The following is an 18,323-nucleotide window of genomic DNA, read 5'->3' on the forward strand; positions in this document are numbered from 1 at the left end:
GATTTATGCAACCCCAGAAAATCAACGTATTATCAGAACAGCCTCTTGTTAGCGTTATCATTCCTACTTATGACCGTGCAAAAATTATTGACATTTCTTTAAAGAGCGTATTCAATCAATCGTATCAAAATATAGAGATTATTGTTGTTGACGATCACTCTACAGATAATACCGAAGCAGTTATTAATAGTATTAACGATCCTAGAATTCGCTATTTTCGCCACTCAACTAATAAAGGAGGTGGTGCTACACGGAATACGGGTATTGAAGCAGCAAAAGGTGAATACATTGCCTTTTTAGATTCTGATGATGTTTGGGTTGCTGATAAGCTAGAATTGCAACTTGCTTCGATTCTACAATCTGCCGCTCCTGAACGAATAGTTAGTTATACTCAAGCTTTTTACAGTGTTTCTGGAATTTCGGAGTCTACTTACACGGCTTTTGATGATCGCTTTTTTGTACCCAAAAAAGCCAAGGAATCAGCAGAATCTTTGGGAGACTATCTATTTTGTAATCAAGGGAAAGCGTTAACTAGCACCCTGATGCTTCATAATTCTCTAGCTTTTAATACTCGTTTTCGAGATAGTTTGAGAAAACATCAAGATTGGGATTTTTGTCTCCGATTAGAAGCTGCCGGAGCAATTTTTTCTTTTATAGAGCAACCTCTGACTATTTGGAATGGCGATTCTAAATTAGATCATGTTGGGAGAACACCTGACTATCGACTTTCAGAAACTTTTATTCGCGAATGTCGAAATTATGTTTCATCTAAGGCTGCTACAGCTTTTTTACTAGATAAAGTAATTCCATCTTTAATTCAAGATGGGACTAGAAAATTATATTGTCAAAAAATAGTTTTCAATGGATTAGTACATCAATTAATTTCTTGGAAAAAATTCATCCGAATTACTGCTCACTTGTGGCTAAGAAAATTAAAAGCGTTGCGTAAATTTAATTTTATGAAAAAAGTATTATCTTTTTAAAACTATTAAGGAGATTTCCCATGCTCGTCTATATTTCATCATATTTAAGGTCGGGTAACTCATTAATGCAAAATTTGATTAGAAACTTTTTTGCCAGACCGATTTCTGGAGTCGAATCAAATAGCAAATTAATTAGAACTAAATTTGCTAAAAATTGGCGTTATAACGGTCAAACTTTACCGAATAGCCAAGAAGAACTACAGTCTATATCTTTGAAGTTAAATCGACAAATTTTATCGAGATGGAACCGATATATTTTTAAAACCTACGATATTAATAAGTGGGTTGTAGAATACGCTCTAGACCTATCGCCTTACAGTAAAAACTGTCGCTGTTTACTACCTGGATGTCAAAATATATTGACAGATCGAAACCGTCAAAAATTAGCCAACGATTGTAATTACTTTTTTATCAAAACCCATAATCCTCCTTTTTTAGAATATTTTGACAATGAATATGTTCTTCAAATCGTGCGTCATCCTAGTTTAGTGTTTGAATCTTACTTTCATTTTTTAAGTAAGTATATTAATCGCCATAAAACTTTGGATGAAGTTATTATGGGCCAAGTTCCTTATGGTTCTTGGAGCGATTGGCATCAGCAATGGGAACGGGCGATGTCTGTTGTTAATGGCAAATTTTTAAGATTGCGCTTTGAAGATATTCTTTTAGATACATTAATAGCTTGCCAGCAAATTAAAGAACTAATTGGGTTGGATTACGATTCTACTCAAACATTAACTTCGTTTAGCGAATTAAAACAACGAGATTCTAGTTATTATCGTTCCGGAGACACCGAGTCTATAGATTGCTACAATCGTTCAGAATCTTTTAAGCTACTCCAGAAATTACATGCTGCTACTATCGCCTCATTAGGTTATGAATAAATCAATTCCCAAGGTTAGCATTTTGATGTGTGTCTACAATGGAGAAACTTATCTATCAGAAGCAATAGCAAGTATCTTAAAACAAAGTTATACAGACTTTGAATTTGTAATTGTAGATGATGGCTCTACAGATAGCACGCGGCGGATTCTGAGCGATTATGCAGCCAAAGATGAGAGGATTGTTCTTATCTACAATCAGCATAACTTGGGTCTAGAAAAATCATTAAATAAAGGATTAGCAGCAACTAAAGGAAAATACCTGGTTCGGCAAGATGCAGATGATATCTCATTACCCAATCGCTTACAACTGCAAGTAGATTTTTTAGATACTCATCCAGAAGTAGGTGCAGTAGGTTCTTCTGTAGAATTTATCGATCGCCAAGGCACAGTTTTAGGCAAACAAGACATACCTGAAGACCATCATAGCTTACAGGCACTGCTTTTAATTAACAATTATCTATGGCATTCATCAATGACAATTAGACGAAGTTTGTTACAAAAACTAGGAGGATACAATGAGCAAATGCTTCATGCAGAAGATTACGATCTTTGGTGGCGGATAAGTTGTAATTCTTATTTAGCAACGCTTTCAGATATTCTCTTACAATACCGCCGCGATAATCCTGCTGCTATTACTAAGCTCAAACGAAAAAAACAACTTCAATGTTCGCAGCAAATTTCCTATAAAGCCATACAAGAAAGCCTACAGGACAAAAGCTTAGCTTTAGATGCTAAAGCTTACGAACGTCTCTGGTGGTCATATTTAGAGCTTATAGATAAACGCTCCTATCAAAAATGGTGGTATGAAGAGCTAGGCGAAAGTGGCTTACTTCAGCAGCAAGATCTAAATTTACTAGAGTCGTTTTGGAATTTACTCGCCAGCAATCCTACTAGAGCCGAGATTTGGGGAAAACGTTTCTATCATTTGAGCAATCATTTATTGCGTACCAAACAAACTTTAATCGGACTCAAATTACTGTGGATTTTAAAAAGTAAATTACAATTATCCGTTCGATGGCACACTACAGTTAAAGCTTTAGTTACGCCCTATGTTCCAAACATAGGTCGTCGGCTTTGGGCAGTTGGAAAAGCGAGAGTGAATAACTTTAAATTACATATTTCCAAGAATAGCTTTTTAGTCAAAAACTAACTTTCTAAAGCAATCGCTAATGAGAGGCGGAATCGCAGACAAACAATAATCATTATTTACTTAAAACTAAGATCGGACAAATAATCTGAGAAAAAAACCACCAAGTCTTTATAATTTTTAAGCTTATTCAATTTATGAAAATTTTACACATCAATCAATCTGATACTGCTGGCGGTGCGGCGATCGCAGGGTACAGACTGCATCAAGATTTATTAGATCTGGGTATTGATTCTCGGTTGCTGGTGGGCGTAGCTAAAACAAAAAGCGATCGCATTGCTACAGTTAAACGCAAACAGCGTCTAGAAAATCAAATTTGTCGCTTGTCCAGCCGTTTAGGACTTAATTACCTCAATCTTATTAGTAGTTTTGACATACCTAAACATAAGTTTTTCCAAGAAGCCGACGTTTTAAACTTTCATAATCTTCACACTGGTTATTTTAACTATCTGACAATACCTAAACTTACTAAAAACAAACCTGCTGTATTTACTCTTCATGATATGTGGAGCTTTACTGGTCACTGTGCTTATAGTTACGATTGCGATCGCTGGAAACAAGGCTGTGGTCAATGTCCCGATCTCAATACTTATCCTGCTGTTCGTAGAGATAGTACATCTTGGGAGTGGAAGTTAAAAGATTGGGTTTATAGTCGCTCTAATCTATCAGTAGTGACACCCAGCAAATGGTTAACTGAACAGGTGAAGCAAAGTATGCTGAATCGTTTTCCTATTCATCATGTTCCTTATGGAATTGATACAGAAGCCTATCAGCCAATCGACTCAGAAAAATGCCGATATATACTTAATATTCCAAACAATAAAAAAGTTTTAATGTTTGGTGCTGAAAACATTAGCGATTCTCGTAAAGGTGGCGATTTATTAACAGAAGCTTTAACAAAATTACCAGAATCCCTAAAAGCAGAAACCGTATTGCTAACTTTTGGTTACGGTGGAGAAATTATTAGTAATGCTGTCGGAATTGAGACTGTAAATCTTGGCTATGTTAGCAGCGATCGCTTAAAATCTATTGCCTATTCTGCTGCCGATTTATTCATTTTTCCCACCCGTGCAGATAACTTACCTCTAGTCTTACAAGAAAGCATGGCTTGTGGAACACCAATGGTATCTTTCAAGATTGGCGGTGTTCCTGATTTAGTTCGTCACAATATTACAGGTTATTTAGCTACTCCCGAAGATTCTAATGATTTTTGTCAGGGAATTATTCAGCTTTTAGAAGACGATCGATTAAGAGCAGAAATGAAACAAAACTGTAGAGCGATCGCACTAGATGAATATTCTCTTGAACTTCAAGGACAGAGATACATCGAACTGTATCAAAATGCTTTGCAGAATTAAAAATAGAGACGCTGAATTGCTTCTTAATAAGATTATCCAAAACTTAGCTTATTTATTCCATACCTAAAATGTCAGTTTTAAGCACACAGATTACTTTAGAAGATTTACCCGCACCACCACCAGATAAGATAGGATGGCCCTGGACAGAAGCCAGTCAACTTTTGCCTCCAAATATGCCAGATGGTCAACCTTGGCCTTTAATTAGCATTATTACACCTAGCTATAACCAAAGCCGTTTTTTAGAGAAAACTATTCGCTCGGTATTACTGCAAAGTTATCCTAATTTGGAGTATATCGTGATTGATGGTGGAAGTAGCGATCGCAGTGTAGATATTATTAAAAAGTACGAGTCTTACTTAACATATTGGGTTAGCGAGAAAGATAAAGGACAAGCTCACGCTATTAACAAAGGGTTTGATCGAGCTACAGGTAAAATTTTTGCATGGTTAAATAGCGATGATATTTATCTTCCCGAAGCTTTATCTTTAGTTGCAGAAAGGTTTAACCAAGAAGATAATCATACTGGCGCATTAGTTGGAATCGGTCATAAAGTAGATGAAACAGGAAAAATAGTTTATACTCCGCCGCGAGGACCTGAATTAAACTTTCAGTCTTTTCTTAACTGGCATAAATCTCATTTTATGCAGCCATCCTGTTTTTTCACTAGGGAAGCATGGGAACTCTGCGGACTTTTAGATGAGAGCCTTAATTACTGTATGGATGTAGATTTATGGCTCAAAATATCTCAAAAATTCTTTTTTAAAAAACTAGATACAGTATTATCTCATGCCACCGTTCATCAAGAGGCAAAGACTACGGCTCAAAAAGAGCAAACTATTGTAGAGAATGCGCTTTTAATTATGGATTATGGCGCAAGAGATATTGCTTATCAAGATTTGATGGGGCTAGCTGATGCTTTAGTCGATGCTAATCAAAAAATTCAATCGATTACATTTAGTCCAGTTTATAAAATTATTGGACCAATTTATCGAATAGTCAGATATGTTAATCAATTTTTTGGTGATTTAATTAAAAAATATTCTTGTAAAATCTTTAATAGAATCGACCGAAATGTTTGATAAAAAAGTTATCCTTTTTGCACCTGATTTCAAGCCTTTAACTGGTGGCGTAGCGGAATATACATACCATCTTGCAAAAGAATTAAATGAGTTAAATAAGCTTGATCGTGTCATTACTACAATCCATCAAGAACAACAATATGAATTTACTGTTGAAGGTTTAAACAAGCAAAAACACGATCGTCATTTAGGAAAAAGACCAGGAGACAATATTGCTTTGGGGCGTAAAATAAATTCTTTAATTTATTTTGGTAAATTATATTTATTTACTTTAGCAAGCTTTATCAAAATTTTAATAGCTCGTAAATCTACATCTTTGCTAATAACGTATACAGAAAATCTTTATTCCAAAATAATTATTAGGTTATGCAATTTACTTACCATAGAATATGGTGTTTGTATACATGGATTGGATGTAATTAAATTATCTACAGAAGATAAATTTTATTTGCAAGAGATTGGACAAAATGCTAAACCAATAATTTTTAACTCTTTAGCAACTCAAAATTTATTTAAATCTTTATTCTCTGATATTAATAGTAATTCTTATTTATTATATCCAGGTATAAATACTAACGATTGCGAAAGACTAGCTTTTTTTTCTATAGAGCAGCTTGAAGAAAGATTTAAGATTAATTTAAAAAATAAGACTATTATCTTATCTGTTGCCAGACATATTAAAAGAAAAGGTTTAGATATTGGAATTAAAGCTGCTGCTTTATTATACAAAGAATATGATAATTTTATTTATCTTATTGCTGGAGATGGAGCGGAATTTAGTAATTATAAAGCTTTGATTACAGCTCATAATCTCCAAAACAAAGTCTTTTTAATAGAAAAAATTACTGAATCAGAAAAGTTTAGTTTGTTAAATTTAAGTTCAATATTTCTTATGCCTAATCGCGGATTGAATAATACTGACTTTGAAGGCTTTGGTATTAGTTTTATTGAAGCATCTTATTTTAAAAATGTAATTATTGGAGGCAGAAATGGCGGTGCAGTAGAAGCAGTAAAAGATAAAATTACTGGGTTTTTAGTAGATACAGAACAAGAAAAAGCGGAACGAGAAGTAAGTAATATACTTAAAAACTTAATCGATAATCCTCATTTAATTAATAAAATGGGTAACGAAGGTAAAAAGTATGTATTAGAAAATTTCGTGACAAAAAATATAGTTTTTAACTTTGCCAAAAATCTAACTAGATTATTTGTCAAATCAGCAATGAAGTAACAATATTTCTTAAGTAATAAAATTTGTGCGGTCATGAATTCTTTAGTTTCTGTTATCATTCCTTGTTATAATTCCGAACGCTGGATTACCGAAGCGATCGACAGTATTTTAGCTCAAACTTATCCAAATATTGAAATAATTGTTGTCGATGATGATTCGACAGATTCTAGTTTATAAATTATCAAAACTTATGGCGATCAAAATTCAATATTCAGATGTAAAAAAGAATGATTAAGCTTATTAAAATATTACGCAAACTAAACTTACTCGATTGCTTTAGTTTATTGAAAAATATTAAAATTAATAATACTCAAATAAAAATCCCACTAATTAATGGTTTAGGTTATGATTTGTTGAATGCAGCACGTCGCGAATGTTGGCTAGACAATATTATTCAAAGTGCTTTGAAAACTAAGAAAGGAATATTTATTGATGTTGGAGTAAACCTAGGTCAGACTCTTTTAAAAGTAAAGTCTACTCAGTTAAATAATAACTATATTGGTTTTGAGCCAAATTCAATTTGCTCTACCTATGTTAAAAAACTAATTAGTGTTAATAATTGGCATAATTGTCACATTATTCCTGTTGGTTTGGCAAATGAATCTTCTGTATTAAGTTTATTCATGAACAATGATATAGACCCCTCAGCAAGTATTGCTCAAGATTTTAGAGATGAAACTTTCTATTCTTCTCATACCTATGTTCCCGTATTTCAAGGAGATTATTTATTAAGTCAACTTGGGGTTAATTCAATTTCAGTTATTAAAATTGATGTAGAAGGAGCAGAACTTGAAGTAATTCAAGGTCTTCAAAACTCAATAGCCAAGTATAATCCGTACATTTTGTGCGAAGTTCTTCCCGTTTACAATTCAAATACTACTCAAGTAAACTCAAGAAAAAGAAAACAAGATTTATTAGAAAATCTCATCAAAGAAAGTGGCTATAAAATCTACAGAATTATGCATGACGGCAAACTTATGGCTATAAATACAATTGGCGTGCATTCCGATCTTTCTATTTGCGAGTATATTTTTGTACCTGAAGCACATGAGGCTAATTTTTTCAAATCTTATTTATCTAATACTACCGAATATACAAATGAATATTCGGTAGTAACAAACTAAGGTATTTCTTAAACAATAAAATTTAGGTAATTATGAATTCTTTAGTTTCTGTTATAATTCCTTGTTATAATTCTGAACGCTGGATTAGCGAAGCGATCGACAGTATTTTAGCTCAAACTTATCCAAATATTGAAATAATTGTTGTCGATGATGGTTCGACAGATTCTAGTTTAGAAATTATCAAAAGTTATGGCGATCGCCTTAAATGGGTAACGGGAACAAACCAGGGTGGTAATGTCGCTCGCAATCGTGGTTTTCAATTAAGCAAAGGCAAATATATTCAGTGGTTAGATGCCGACGATTATTTATTACCAGAAAAAATTGCTCATCAAATCGAATTTTTAGCAACAAATAATTGTGATGTGGTTTATGGAGATTGGCAACATCAATACCATCAAGAAGATGGTAGTAATTCTTTGGGTAATATTAAACTAAGTGGCCAACATTTGGATACTTTAGAAGCTCTTTTGTCGGGCTGGTGGGCATCTCCAGCAGCATATTTAATTAAGCGAAAAATAGTAATAGAAATTAATGGATGGGATGAGACTTTAAAAGCAGGACAAGATCGAGATTTTTGGATTAGAGTCGCGATCGCTCTTGCTAAATTTGTTTATCAACCTGGCTGCTATTCAATATATCGCCGTTATGGAAACGTGACAGTTTCTACTAAAAATTGTCAGCAATGGTGTGATAGTCACGCTCAGATTTTAGAAAACGCTAGAGCTAGTTTAAAAGCTAAAAATAATTTACAAAATAAATATAAAAAAGCTTTGGCAAAATCACATTTTGCTTTAGCTAGAAACTACTTCGATCGCGATCGCAACTTGTATCAATATCACTTGAATTTAGCTAAAGAGCTAAACCCAGATTTTCGACCCAGTGAAAGCGGTTTATATAACCTGTATGCTAAATTTTTGGGTTTTACCCTAGCAGATTATCTGGCTAGCTGGAAACGCAAAGTTAAGACCGTTGCTACTTTTAATTCATAAGTGCGATCTAGAAACGAAAATAATCATGAAAAGCGATCGCAAAATACTTTATCTGCAATATACCAATCCTACTGCTTATCCTCCTTTAGAGCATAGTTCTCATATTTTGGCGCGTCATGATTGGCAGGTATTATTTTTAGGTATTGGCGCACAAGGAGAAGCAAATAATCTGCTTTTTGCGACTCATCCCAACATTAAGCTAAGACTAATATCTTCTTGTCCCCCAGGCTGGCAACAAAAATTACACTATATCCAATTTTGTCTTTGGGTATTGGCTTGGTGTATTTATTGGCGACCAAAAGTAATTTACGCTTCTGACTTATTTTCTTGTCCAATCGCTTTAACTGCCACTTTCATCCCTGGTATCGAAGTAATTTATCACGAACACGATACCAATGCAGGACAAGAAGATAGTCTATTTATGGATTTATGTTTCAAAGCTCGTAAATGGCTGACTAACCAGGCTAAAGCTTCTATTTTACCTAATAGGCAAAGATTAGAGTATTTTATCCGCGAAACAGCCGTTAAATCCCCAACCTTTTGTGTTTGGAATTGTCCGACTCAAGAAGAAGTTACCCCACCGCGGAGTTCGGCCTTATCTCCCGATGGCAAGCTTAAATTGCTGTATCATGGCTCGATCAACTCTTCTCGCTTACCTCTAAGTATTTTAGAGGCTATGGCAAGTTTAGGCGATCGGGTTGAGTTAGGAATTATTGGTTATGAAACTATTGGTAACGATAGTTATATTCAGCAGTTACGAGCTAAAGCCCAACAATTAGGAATTATCGAACGAGTAGAATTTCTAGGGGCGATGCCTCGTCAAGAAGTATTAAAGCGATCGCAACAATACGATCTGGGTTTAGCATTTATGCCTAACAATAGCGATGATGTTAACTTGCAGCACATGATTGGTGCTTCCAATAAAGTTTTTGACTATCTTAGCTGTGGTTTGGCTTTGCTAGTATCGGATTTAGCAGACTGGCATAGTGCATATGTCAATCCTGGTTATGGTTTGGCTTGCGATCCCGATGATGTAGATAGTATTGCTGCTGCTTTAAGTTGGTATCTTGAACATCCGACTCAGATGCGGGAGATGGGCGAGTTGGGCAGACAACGAATTGCTCAAGAATGGAACTACGAAAAGCAATTTGAACCAGTATTAGAGCTAATGAGTAGCTACTGATTAACGATTGATTATTTTTTATCTTTTATTCTTTCTCTCATGCCACGTTTAGCTTATTTTGTTTCTCATCCGATTCAGTATCAAGCTCCCCTATTGCGTCTTTTGGCCGCAGAGCCAGATATCGAGCTTAAAGTCTTTTTCTATAGCGATTTTTCGGTGCAAGCCTATTACGATCCTCAATTTGGTCAAGCAATTAAATGGGATGTACCACTTTTAGCAGGCTATGACCATCAATTTTTAGAATGCTGGGGTAGCAAGCAACGACAAAACCTGATACGGCAACCTATTGCTCGCAATATTTGTCAAGAACTAAAACAAGGACAGTTTGATGCCGTTTGGATACATGGCTGGCATTGGCTGTGTAGCCTGCAAGCATTATTGGCAGCCGAACATTTAAATATCCCGATTTTACTGCGGGGTGAATCAAATGGTTTGAGAAAACCAAGCCAATCTTTAAAACATTCTTTAAAAGATTGGGCAAAAAATCGGTTTCTTGAGTGGTTATTTGCCAAAATATCCGGCTTTCTTTGTGTTGGTAGCTTTAATCGCCAATTTTATCAAGATCATGGCATTAATGAGTCTCGTTTGTTTTCTGTTCCCTATGCTGTAGATAATAGCTTCTTCCAAGAACAAGCCCAATTAGCTAGCTACAGCCAGAAAGAATTACGCCAATCTTTAAATCTACAGCCTAATAGACCAATTATCTTGTTTGCAGCCAAGCTAATTGAGAAAAAACGCCCTCAAGATTTACTTGCAGCTTATCGTTTATTATCAGTGGACGGAAATAGAGAACCTGAGCCATACTTGCTATTTGTAGGAGATGGTAACTTGCGATCGCATTTAGAAGCGGAGGTGAAAACCACAGGCTGGGAATCAATTCGCTTTTTAGGCTTCCGTAATCAATCGGAGATGCCCAAATTTTACAATCTTTGCGATGTTTTTGTCTTACCTTCTGATTTTGAACCTTGGGGATTAGCAATTAACGAGGTCATGAATGCGGGTAAAGCAGTAGTAGTTAGCGATCGCGTTGGCTGCGCTCCAGACTTGATTAAAGATGGCGGTAACGGTCGAATTTTTCCCACAGGAGATATTACGGCTTTAGCTGAAGCTATGCAATGGGCGATCGCTAATCGTGATTCAGCGGGAGAAATAGCTTTAAAGCGCATTCAAAACTGGAGTTTTAAACAAGACATTCAGGGAGTCAAACAGGCTTTAGAACGATTAAAAACAGGGGTGGCTTAGATGCAGAAAATTCTGATTGTCGGCAAAACGGTAGAACTTGGTCGAACCGAAGAAGTCTATGGACGAGGATTTGCAGCGAAGGAATGTGAAGTTAAACACTTTAGTTGGAATGTAGCCGAACCAAGTCTATTATCCCGTTCTTTATTACAAAGAGCCTCTTGGCGATTAGCATGGCAATTACGAGCTAAAACAGCCAATCAAAAATTAGTTGAAACGGCATTACAATTTCAACCAGATCTAACTTTTGTTGTCTCTCCTTTGTTAATGCAGCCTAATACCATCAAAGCTTTGAAGCAACATGGTAAGGCTTTTGTCTTCTTTACCGATAATCCCTTAGACAACCATCACACCCATACCAATGCTTGGATACAGCAAGGATTAGAGCTATGGGATGCGGTGTTTATTTGGAGTCAAGAGCTTGTCACGCAAATTAGCGATCGCGGTATTAAAAACGTCTATTATCATCCTTTTTGCAGCGATACTAAACACCACTATCCTCAAAAACAAAGCAATCCAGATTACGATGTCGCTTTTATTGGTAACTGGGACGATAGCTGCAAACGCGAACGCTATCTTAAAGCTATTTCTGACTGTCGTTTGGGAATCTGGGGATCTGACTACTGGCAAACTCGCTGTCAAGAAACTTTAATTAAAAAATCTCATCAGGGAATGTGTTCCTATACTGAAATACCCCAAGTATTAGGCTCGGCAAAAATAGGACTAAATATTCTTCGTCCTCAAAATGAAATGGGTCACAATATTAGAACTTTTGAGATTCCCGCAGCCAAAACTTTGATGTTAAGCGAGCGCAATCAAGAGTTATTAGATCTATTTGAAGAAGATCAAGAAGCAGTTTATTTTTCTAGTCCAGAAGAATTAAACCGAAAAGTAACTTATCTGTTAAACAACGATCGGTTAATTGAATCTATAGCAGAAGCTGGCTATCAAAAAGCATTGCAGCACACAAGCGCTCGCAGAATTCAAGAGCTTAAAAATGTCTATGAAACGCTCGATAATTCTCAAATATTAATCGGACAGTAATTTAGTTTTTACATTTCACTCAATTATTAAATGCAAAATTTGCGATCAAAAATTATTAGCTCGCAAAAAACAATTATTTATTATTACCAACTATGGCTAACTTAACACATAATAATATCTCTCAAAAGTGGATTGAAGGACTACGAAATGGTGGTTACGATCATCACTGTAATTCTATTCAAGAACTAAAAAAAATCAAAAAAATAAATCGTGTTTGGCGCAAAATTATCAAAACAACTAAAATCAAGCCATCCGATACTCTATTTGAATTAGGATGTGGCGGTGGTAAACATTTGGCATTATTAAGTCTTCAAGGTTTTAAAGTCCAAGGAATTGATGTCTCACCAGAAGTTGTTGTTAGATGTCAAAATTATCTTCAAGAAATTGAAAAAACAGCTTGTTTATCATTACCTGCAATGGTAGAAGAAGCTGACATTTTTGATTACCAATCAGCAGACAAATACGATTTAACCTACCATTTTGGCGTAGTAGAACATTTCTTAGAAAAATCGGATCGCCAGCAAATTTGGGATAAAATGTATGACTTAACTAAACCAGGAGGATATGTTGTCTCAGTTGTGCCTAATGGTTCTCATTTTTGGCGAGATCGCATTCGCAAATATAATCTTTGTGGTTACAATATTCCAGAAATTGATTACGACCTTAACCTTCACAAGCAAGAACTTTTAGATGTTGGTCTGGAGGATGTCATTGGTATTCCTTGGAATTATTTTGGTTTTGCTAAAGGAATGACTCAAGGAAAGTTGGCAAAAATGATTGCTAAAACTATTCATTTAGCTAGTAATGTATTGATTCCTTATTTTCCAATATCTTCAACAATCAAACAAAAGTTTGCCCATAGTTTAGTTGTTTTAGCCAGAAAGCCAATTTAACATTGCAATCTAATCAGCTTTTTCAATTGTTTATTAACCAATAAGATGAAAGTCGCCATATCAGTTTTAGGTCGTTTCCATGCTTTTAATTTGGCACAGCAGGTACAAAAAAGAAACTGTTTGCATCAATTAATTTCTAGTTACCCAACCTGGGAAATTACTAAATATGGTATTGCTGAGAGTTCGATTAATTCAATATTACACCTAGAAATATTGGCTCGTGCTTGGCGAAAATTACCTAATTGTTTTAAACAGCAACACAATCTGCAACTATGGTTTGCCGAAACTTTTGATCGCTGTGTGACCAAAAAACTACTGTGCGACTTGGATGTATTTGTAGGTTGGTCTGGATCTAGCTTATGCTCTTTGCGCCAAGCCAAGGAAATGGGGGCAATGACGGTAGTTGAGCGGGGTAGTAGCCATATAGAATATCAAACCCAAATCCTGCAAGAAGAATACGATCGCTGGGGACTTAAATTTAATGCGACTCACCCAGGAATTTGCGATCGCGAATTACAAGAGTATCAAGAAGCAGATCGCATTGCCATTCCCAGCCTATTTGCCAAACGCACTTTTATCGCCCAAGGTATTCCTGAAAATAAACTAATTCATGTTCCTTATGGTACATCCTTGACCGAGTTTTATCCTGTACCCAAAGAAGATAATATTTTTCGAGTTATGCACTGTGGCAGTATTAATCTCCGCAAAGGCGTGCTGTATTTAATTCAAGCTTTTCATGAATTGAATTTACCCGATGCCGAGTTATGGTTAGTCGGTTCAGTTGCTCCTGAAATTGAACCTTTTTTAGCTAAATATCAAAGCGATCGTATTATCTTTAAAGGCACACATCCCCAGAATCAACTGCGCTGGTTTTATGCTCAATGTTCTGTATTTTGTTTGGCTTCAATTGAAGAAGGACTGGCAATGGTTCAGTCTCAAGCAATGGCTTGTGGTCTACCTATAATTCATACTACCAATACTGGCGGAGAAGATATTGTTAGGGATGGAATTGATGGTTTTTGTATCCCCATTAGAAATGTAGAAGCACTCAAAGAAAAAATCATGTTCTTCTACGAACATCCCGACAGACGAAATGAGATGGGAAATAATGCTTTAGAGCAAGTAAAAACATCTTATTCTTGGGATCAATATGGCGAGGAAATTATCCAAGCGTACGCTCAAATATCCTCATTACAATAATCAGCTTTTATCAATTAAATTATCGCCTGTATAGATTATTTTCTAGCTATGTATGATCAAAATTCAGCCAAATCCAATCGGACAGAGCGAGCATTTACCAGTCTAGTAATCAAAAAACATCAACAACAGTTAAAGACTAATCTTTATATCAACAAAATATATTATTGTGTTCTAGCTGGATTAGCTTTTTCCAGCATCTATTTAATATTTAACGCACCAGTAAATCTTCCCACCAGCAAACTTAGTTTGGCTTTATTAATTTTATGGGTATGCCTATTTCCTAGCCTATCTTACTTAAAAAATCCTCAAAGACCTCCAATTCCTTTTCTACCATTAATCGGCTTGTTCTATGCTATTACTTTTAGTCTACCAATGTTTTCTAGTGATGATATCTATGTTTTTGGTGTAGCTAGTTTAGGAGAAGTAAGTAATTTTTCACTATTTTTAACCTTGGTTGGAATATCCAGCTTCATCTTCTTTTTTTATCAATCAAAATCTTCACTCTGGAAAAATGTAAATCCAGTTAAAATATCAAACTCTTATTCAATTAATCGATTATTGTTCTTAACTTGGTTGGCACTTACCGCTCATATTGCCTATGAATATGTTCCTTTATTGCACTTTATTCCTTCTATCGGTAATATTTTGAGACCTTTAGGAATATTATGCTTTGGCATATTTTATCTGGTTTGGGCGGAAAAGAAATTACCTCAGATTCAAGCTTTATCGATCGTCGGCATATTTCTGCCTCTTGAGATACTTGCTGCACTTACCAGCGGAGCATTGGCTCAAATTATTCATTTAATACTATTTGTCTGTTGTATTTTATGGTATAAACATCAGCGAATATCGATAATATTAGTCGCTTTTATAATAGCTATTTATATTTTTTTAAATCCGATCAAAGCGCAATATCGTGCTTTAGTCTGGGATGGAATTTATAGTCAAGAAAGTTTACTGACCAAAACCCAATTATTCATCGAATTAGCAATTAATCATCAATCAAACAAATCGGCATCATTTGCCACCGAAGATACAGAACAGCAAAACATCGGTAGAATAGCTCATATTGCTTTGTTTTCTAAAGTAATTGAAGATACACCGAAAAATGTTCCTTACTGGAATGGAGGAAGTTATTTATCTTTATTAACTAAATTTATTCCCCGAGTTATTTGGGCAAATAAACCAAAAGAAACTATCGGTAATCAATTTGGGCAACGCTATCATTTAATTGCGCATTTGAATACTCAAACTTCGGTCAATTTGCCTTGGCTGGTTGAATTATATGCCAACTTTGGAGCTGTAGGTGTATTAATTGGAATGTCATTTTTTGGCGTATTGCTAGCTTTAATCGAGCAACTATTCAACAGCAACAAAATGAACTTAATTGAATGTGTTCTGGGAATTACCGTAATTTTGAATTTAGTCTATCAAGAATCTAATTTCTCTTTGATGATTGGTCGTGTATTTATCTTAGGGATTGGACTATACTTTATTGCTAAATTCACATTAGCTACCAAAACCTATATTAGATAGCAAATATATAATACCAAGAATAAATATATGGAGTTAGCTAGAAACACTAATGAAAATTAATCAAAATAGTATACATTTATGGTTACCCAATATTTTCGAGTTTAAAGGTGGCATTCAAGTCTACTCGGCTTTCTTCCTAGAAGCATTACAAAAGATATATCCCAGATTAGACTATGATGTCTTTCTCAAACACGATCGCCATACTGTAGCAGATGTTGCTTTTCTCCCAAAAACTCGATTTCATTTCAGCGGTAAGTGGTCTTCTCGTTTACGCACTTCCATGTTTGCTAGTCAGATTTTCGGATATGGTCTTTGGCAACGTCCTAATGTTATTATTTGCACCCATCTTAATTTTACTGTTGCTGCCTATTGGCTAAAACGCTTAACTGGCATACCTTACTGGGCTGTGGCTCATGGTGTTGATGCTTGGAAAATTGATAATCCGACTTTGCAAACTGCCTTGAAATTTGCCGATCGCATTTTAGCAGTCAGTAACTATACAAGAGATCGCTTAATCCGAGAACAAAATCTCGATCCTAGTCGCATCTCTTTACTTCCCAATACTTTTGATGCTAGTCGCTTTAAAATTGCTGCAAAACCCCAGCACCTATTAGAGCGTTATCAATTAACTCCAGAACAGCCTGTCATTTTAACTGTAGCAAGGTTAGACAGTACCGAACGCTACAAAGGCTACGACCAAATACTCAAAGCGTTACCAAGTATTCGTCAGACTATCCCTAATGTTCATTACATTATCGTAGGGAAAGGAAGCGATCGCCCTCGCATTGAAAAGCTAATTGCCGAGTTGGATTTACAAGACTGGGTTACTTTGACTGGCTTTATTCCTGATACAGAATTAAACGACCACTATAACCTCTGTGATGTATTTGCGATGCCGAGTAAAGGCGAAGGTTTTGGCATCGTCTATTTAGAAGCTTTAGCTTGCGGTAAACCAACCCTAGGAGGCGATCGCGATGGGGCAATTGATGCTTTATGTCAGGGTGAATTAGGGGTTTTAGTCAATCCAGATGATCTAGGTGCAATCGCGCAAAACTTAATGCAAATGCTGCAAGGTACTCATCCTCATCCTTTAATTTATCAGCCAGAGGTTTTAAGACAAAAAGTTATTGATACTTTTGGATTCGCCCAATTCCAAAAAACACTGAAGAAACTGATGAAAGATTATCTCAACGAGGTTAACTAAATTAATGAAAGTACTGCACGTTATACCTTCTATTGCACCTTCTAGAGGAGGTCCTAGTCAAGCAGTGTTGGGCATGGTTAAGGCACTAAGAATGCAGGGAATTGATGCCGAAATAGTGACTACAAATGACAACGGTAATGAACTTTTAGACGTACCTTTGGGCGATCGCATTATTTATCAGGATGTTCCGATCTGGTTTTTGCCGCGTTTTGCTTTACCGCTGAAAGAGTTCATTTTTTCGGCTGGATTAACTAAGTGGTTGTGGCGAAATATTAGCAATTACGATTTAGTACACATTCACTATCTTTTTTCCTATGCTTCTACCTGTGCGGGAATATTTGCCAGACTCAATAAAATCCCCTATGTAGTTAGAACTATTGGTCAACTTACACCTTGGGCATTAGCTCAAAGTCGCCTCAAAAAACAAATCTACACCTCATTAATTGAACGGCATAATTTAAATAGTGCAGCAGCAATACACTCTACAGCATTGGGTGAAGCTGAAGATGTGCGTAATTTTGGCATCAAAACTCCGACTATTACTCTTCCTTTGGGCGTAGAACAACCAGCAATATTGCCAGCAGCTAAAACAGAAATTCGTAGTCAATACAATATCCCTGCTAACCAACCAATCATTTTATTTTTATCCCGTCTGCACTATAAAAAACGTCCCGATTTATTAATCGAATCTTTAGCAGAATTAAACAAACTGGGGCAAGAATTTCATTTAATTATGGCTGGATCTGGGGAAGATGATTATGTCAACCAGCTTCACAACTTAGTTAAAAATCGTGGTTTGACTGAATGTACTTCTTGGCTGGGTTTTGTATCAGGCAGAGATAAAGATTTGCTTCTACAGGGCGCAGACATTTTTGCCTTGCCATCTTTTTCGGAAAACTTTGGCATTGTAGTTGCTGAAGCTGCGATCGCTTCTTTGCCAATTATCATTACTCCAGGAGTGCAAATCGCTGCCGACATAGCCGCTGCCAATGCTGGATTAGTAGTCGAAGGAAAAGAAGAGTTGATGCAAGCACTAGATCGATTAATAAATTCACCCGAATTGCGCTCGCAAATGGGCAAAAATGCTCAAAAGTTAGCCAGTAAAAGGTATTCTTGGTCAGCGATCGCAACTCAACTAATTCAGTATTATTTCGCTATTATTCAACGCAAGTCTCTCAACCAAGATGTAAATTTAGCAGCAAAACTTTTGACAGATTGATAAATATAAG

The 18,323-nt window shown here is 35.8% G+C and carries 17 protein-coding genes; all 17 read left to right on the forward strand.

Annotated elements, in window-relative coordinates:
* Positions 1-5 precede the first annotated feature (5 nt).
* The 17 genes from V6C71_18285 to V6C71_18365 all read left to right on the forward strand — a co-directional run bounded on the left by V6C71_18285 (position 6) and on the right by V6C71_18365 (position 18,313).
* Entirely contained in the window at positions 6-983 is a 978-nt protein-coding gene (locus tag V6C71_18285; GenBank protein ID HEY9770410.1) for a glycosyltransferase family 2 protein, read from the forward strand.
* Between the two features lie 20 nt (positions 984-1,003).
* On the forward strand, positions 1,004-1,867 hold the full coding sequence (locus V6C71_18290; GenBank protein ID HEY9770411.1) for a sulfotransferase domain-containing protein: 864 nt from the start codon (positions 1,004-1,006) through the stop codon (positions 1,865-1,867).
* Complete coding sequence (locus V6C71_18295; protein HEY9770412.1) at positions 1,860-3,017, forward strand: glycosyltransferase; 1,158 nt, start codon at positions 1,860-1,862, stop codon at positions 3,015-3,017. The genes V6C71_18290 and V6C71_18295 overlap by 8 nt, the downstream gene beginning before the upstream one ends.
* Before the next feature lie 134 nt (positions 3,018-3,151).
* Positions 3,152-4,372, forward strand: a complete 1,221-nt coding sequence (locus tag V6C71_18300) for a glycosyltransferase family 4 protein (GenBank protein ID HEY9770413.1) — start codon at positions 3,152-3,154, stop codon at positions 4,370-4,372.
* A gap of 68 nt (positions 4,373-4,440) precedes the next feature.
* Positions 4,441-5,451: a glycosyltransferase family 2 protein gene (locus V6C71_18305; protein HEY9770414.1), complete on the forward strand. Its 1,011-nt coding sequence runs from the start codon at positions 4,441-4,443 to the stop codon at positions 5,449-5,451.
* Positions 5,444-6,682 carry a glycosyltransferase family 4 protein gene (locus tag V6C71_18310; GenBank protein HEY9770415.1) on the forward strand — a complete coding sequence of 413 codons (1,239 nt, stop codon included), beginning with the start codon at positions 5,444-5,446 and terminating at the stop codon, positions 6,680-6,682. Before V6C71_18305 ends, V6C71_18310 begins: the two co-directional genes overlap by 8 nt.
* A gap of 33 nt (positions 6,683-6,715) precedes the next feature.
* The gene (locus V6C71_18315) at positions 6,716-6,859 is read left to right on the forward strand and encodes a glycosyltransferase family A protein (GenBank protein ID HEY9770416.1); all 144 of its coding nucleotides are present in this window, start codon (positions 6,716-6,718) and stop codon (positions 6,857-6,859) included.
* A 50-nt stretch (positions 6,860-6,909) separates the two neighbouring features.
* On the forward strand, positions 6,910-7,806 hold the full coding sequence (locus tag V6C71_18320; GenBank protein ID HEY9770417.1) for an FkbM family methyltransferase: 897 nt from the start codon (positions 6,910-6,912) through the stop codon (positions 7,804-7,806).
* Positions 7,807-7,838: 32 nt separating this feature from the next.
* On the forward strand, positions 7,839-8,795 hold the full coding sequence (locus V6C71_18325) for a glycosyltransferase (GenBank protein HEY9770418.1): 957 nt from the start codon (positions 7,839-7,841) through the stop codon (positions 8,793-8,795).
* Positions 8,776-9,978 carry a glycosyltransferase gene (locus tag V6C71_18330; protein ID HEY9770419.1) on the forward strand — a complete coding sequence of 401 codons (1,203 nt, stop codon included), beginning with the start codon at positions 8,776-8,778 and terminating at the stop codon, positions 9,976-9,978. Before V6C71_18325 ends, V6C71_18330 begins: the two co-directional genes overlap by 20 nt.
* Positions 9,979-10,017: 39 nt before the next feature.
* Positions 10,018-11,220 carry a glycosyltransferase family 4 protein gene (locus tag V6C71_18335; GenBank protein ID HEY9770420.1) on the forward strand — a complete coding sequence of 401 codons (1,203 nt, stop codon included), beginning with the start codon at positions 10,018-10,020 and terminating at the stop codon, positions 11,218-11,220.
* Positions 11,221-12,261 carry a glycosyltransferase gene (locus V6C71_18340; protein ID HEY9770421.1) on the forward strand — a complete coding sequence of 347 codons (1,041 nt, stop codon included), beginning with the start codon at positions 11,221-11,223 and terminating at the stop codon, positions 12,259-12,261.
* Positions 12,262-12,353: 92 nt separating this feature from the next.
* Entirely contained in the window at positions 12,354-13,154 is an 801-nt protein-coding gene (locus V6C71_18345; GenBank protein ID HEY9770422.1) for a class I SAM-dependent methyltransferase, read from the forward strand.
* Positions 13,155-13,199: 45 nt separating this feature from the next.
* On the forward strand, positions 13,200-14,354 hold the full coding sequence (locus tag V6C71_18350; GenBank protein HEY9770423.1) for a glycosyltransferase family 4 protein: 1,155 nt from the start codon (positions 13,200-13,202) through the stop codon (positions 14,352-14,354).
* A gap of 48 nt (positions 14,355-14,402) precedes the next feature.
* A complete protein-coding gene (locus V6C71_18355; protein HEY9770424.1) occupies positions 14,403-15,890 on the forward strand; it encodes a hypothetical protein in 1,488 nt (495 codons plus the stop codon).
* 49 nt (positions 15,891-15,939) lie between these two features.
* On the forward strand, positions 15,940-17,094 hold the full coding sequence (locus V6C71_18360) for a glycosyltransferase (GenBank protein HEY9770425.1): 1,155 nt from the start codon (positions 15,940-15,942) through the stop codon (positions 17,092-17,094).
* A 4-nt stretch (positions 17,095-17,098) separates the two neighbouring features.
* The gene (locus V6C71_18365) at positions 17,099-18,313 is read left to right on the forward strand and encodes a glycosyltransferase (GenBank protein ID HEY9770426.1); all 1,215 of its coding nucleotides are present in this window, start codon (positions 17,099-17,101) and stop codon (positions 18,311-18,313) included.
* Positions 18,314-18,323 lie beyond the last annotated feature (10 nt).

The sequence above is a fragment of the Coleofasciculaceae cyanobacterium genome, from assembly GCA_036703275.1.
GTDB lineage: Bacteria > Cyanobacteriota > Cyanobacteriia > Cyanobacteriales > Xenococcaceae > Waterburya.

What these genes read in the sequence shown, in the direction of transcription:
- V6C71_18285 (HEY9770410.1), top strand. Translation starts at nt 6, where the DNA reads ATGCAACCCCAGAAAATCAACGTATTATCAGAACAGCCTCTTGTTAGC.
- V6C71_18290 (HEY9770411.1), top strand. Translation starts at nt 1,004, where the DNA reads ATGCTCGTCTATATTTCATCATATTTAAGGTCGGGTAACTCATTAATG.
- V6C71_18295 (HEY9770412.1), top strand. Translation starts at nt 1,860, where the DNA reads ATGAATAAATCAATTCCCAAGGTTAGCATTTTGATGTGTGTCTACAAT.
- V6C71_18300 (HEY9770413.1), top strand. Translation starts at nt 3,152, where the DNA reads ATGAAAATTTTACACATCAATCAATCTGATACTGCTGGCGGTGCGGCG.
- V6C71_18305 (HEY9770414.1), top strand. Translation starts at nt 4,441, where the DNA reads ATGTCAGTTTTAAGCACACAGATTACTTTAGAAGATTTACCCGCACCA.
- V6C71_18310 (HEY9770415.1), top strand. Translation starts at nt 5,444, where the DNA reads ATGTTTGATAAAAAAGTTATCCTTTTTGCACCTGATTTCAAGCCTTTA.
- V6C71_18315 (HEY9770416.1), top strand. Translation starts at nt 6,716, where the DNA reads ATGAATTCTTTAGTTTCTGTTATCATTCCTTGTTATAATTCCGAACGC.
- V6C71_18320 (HEY9770417.1), top strand. Translation starts at nt 6,910, where the DNA reads ATGATTAAGCTTATTAAAATATTACGCAAACTAAACTTACTCGATTGC.
- V6C71_18325 (HEY9770418.1), top strand. Translation starts at nt 7,839, where the DNA reads ATGAATTCTTTAGTTTCTGTTATAATTCCTTGTTATAATTCTGAACGC.
- V6C71_18335 (HEY9770420.1), top strand. Translation starts at nt 10,018, where the DNA reads ATGCCACGTTTAGCTTATTTTGTTTCTCATCCGATTCAGTATCAAGCT.
- V6C71_18340 (HEY9770421.1), top strand. Translation starts at nt 11,221, where the DNA reads ATGCAGAAAATTCTGATTGTCGGCAAAACGGTAGAACTTGGTCGAACC.
- V6C71_18345 (HEY9770422.1), top strand. Translation starts at nt 12,354, where the DNA reads ATGGCTAACTTAACACATAATAATATCTCTCAAAAGTGGATTGAAGGA.
- V6C71_18350 (HEY9770423.1), top strand. Translation starts at nt 13,200, where the DNA reads ATGAAAGTCGCCATATCAGTTTTAGGTCGTTTCCATGCTTTTAATTTG.
- V6C71_18355 (HEY9770424.1), top strand. Translation starts at nt 14,403, where the DNA reads ATGTATGATCAAAATTCAGCCAAATCCAATCGGACAGAGCGAGCATTT.
- V6C71_18360 (HEY9770425.1), top strand. Translation starts at nt 15,940, where the DNA reads ATGAAAATTAATCAAAATAGTATACATTTATGGTTACCCAATATTTTC.
- V6C71_18365 (HEY9770426.1), top strand. Translation starts at nt 17,099, where the DNA reads ATGAAAGTACTGCACGTTATACCTTCTATTGCACCTTCTAGAGGAGGT.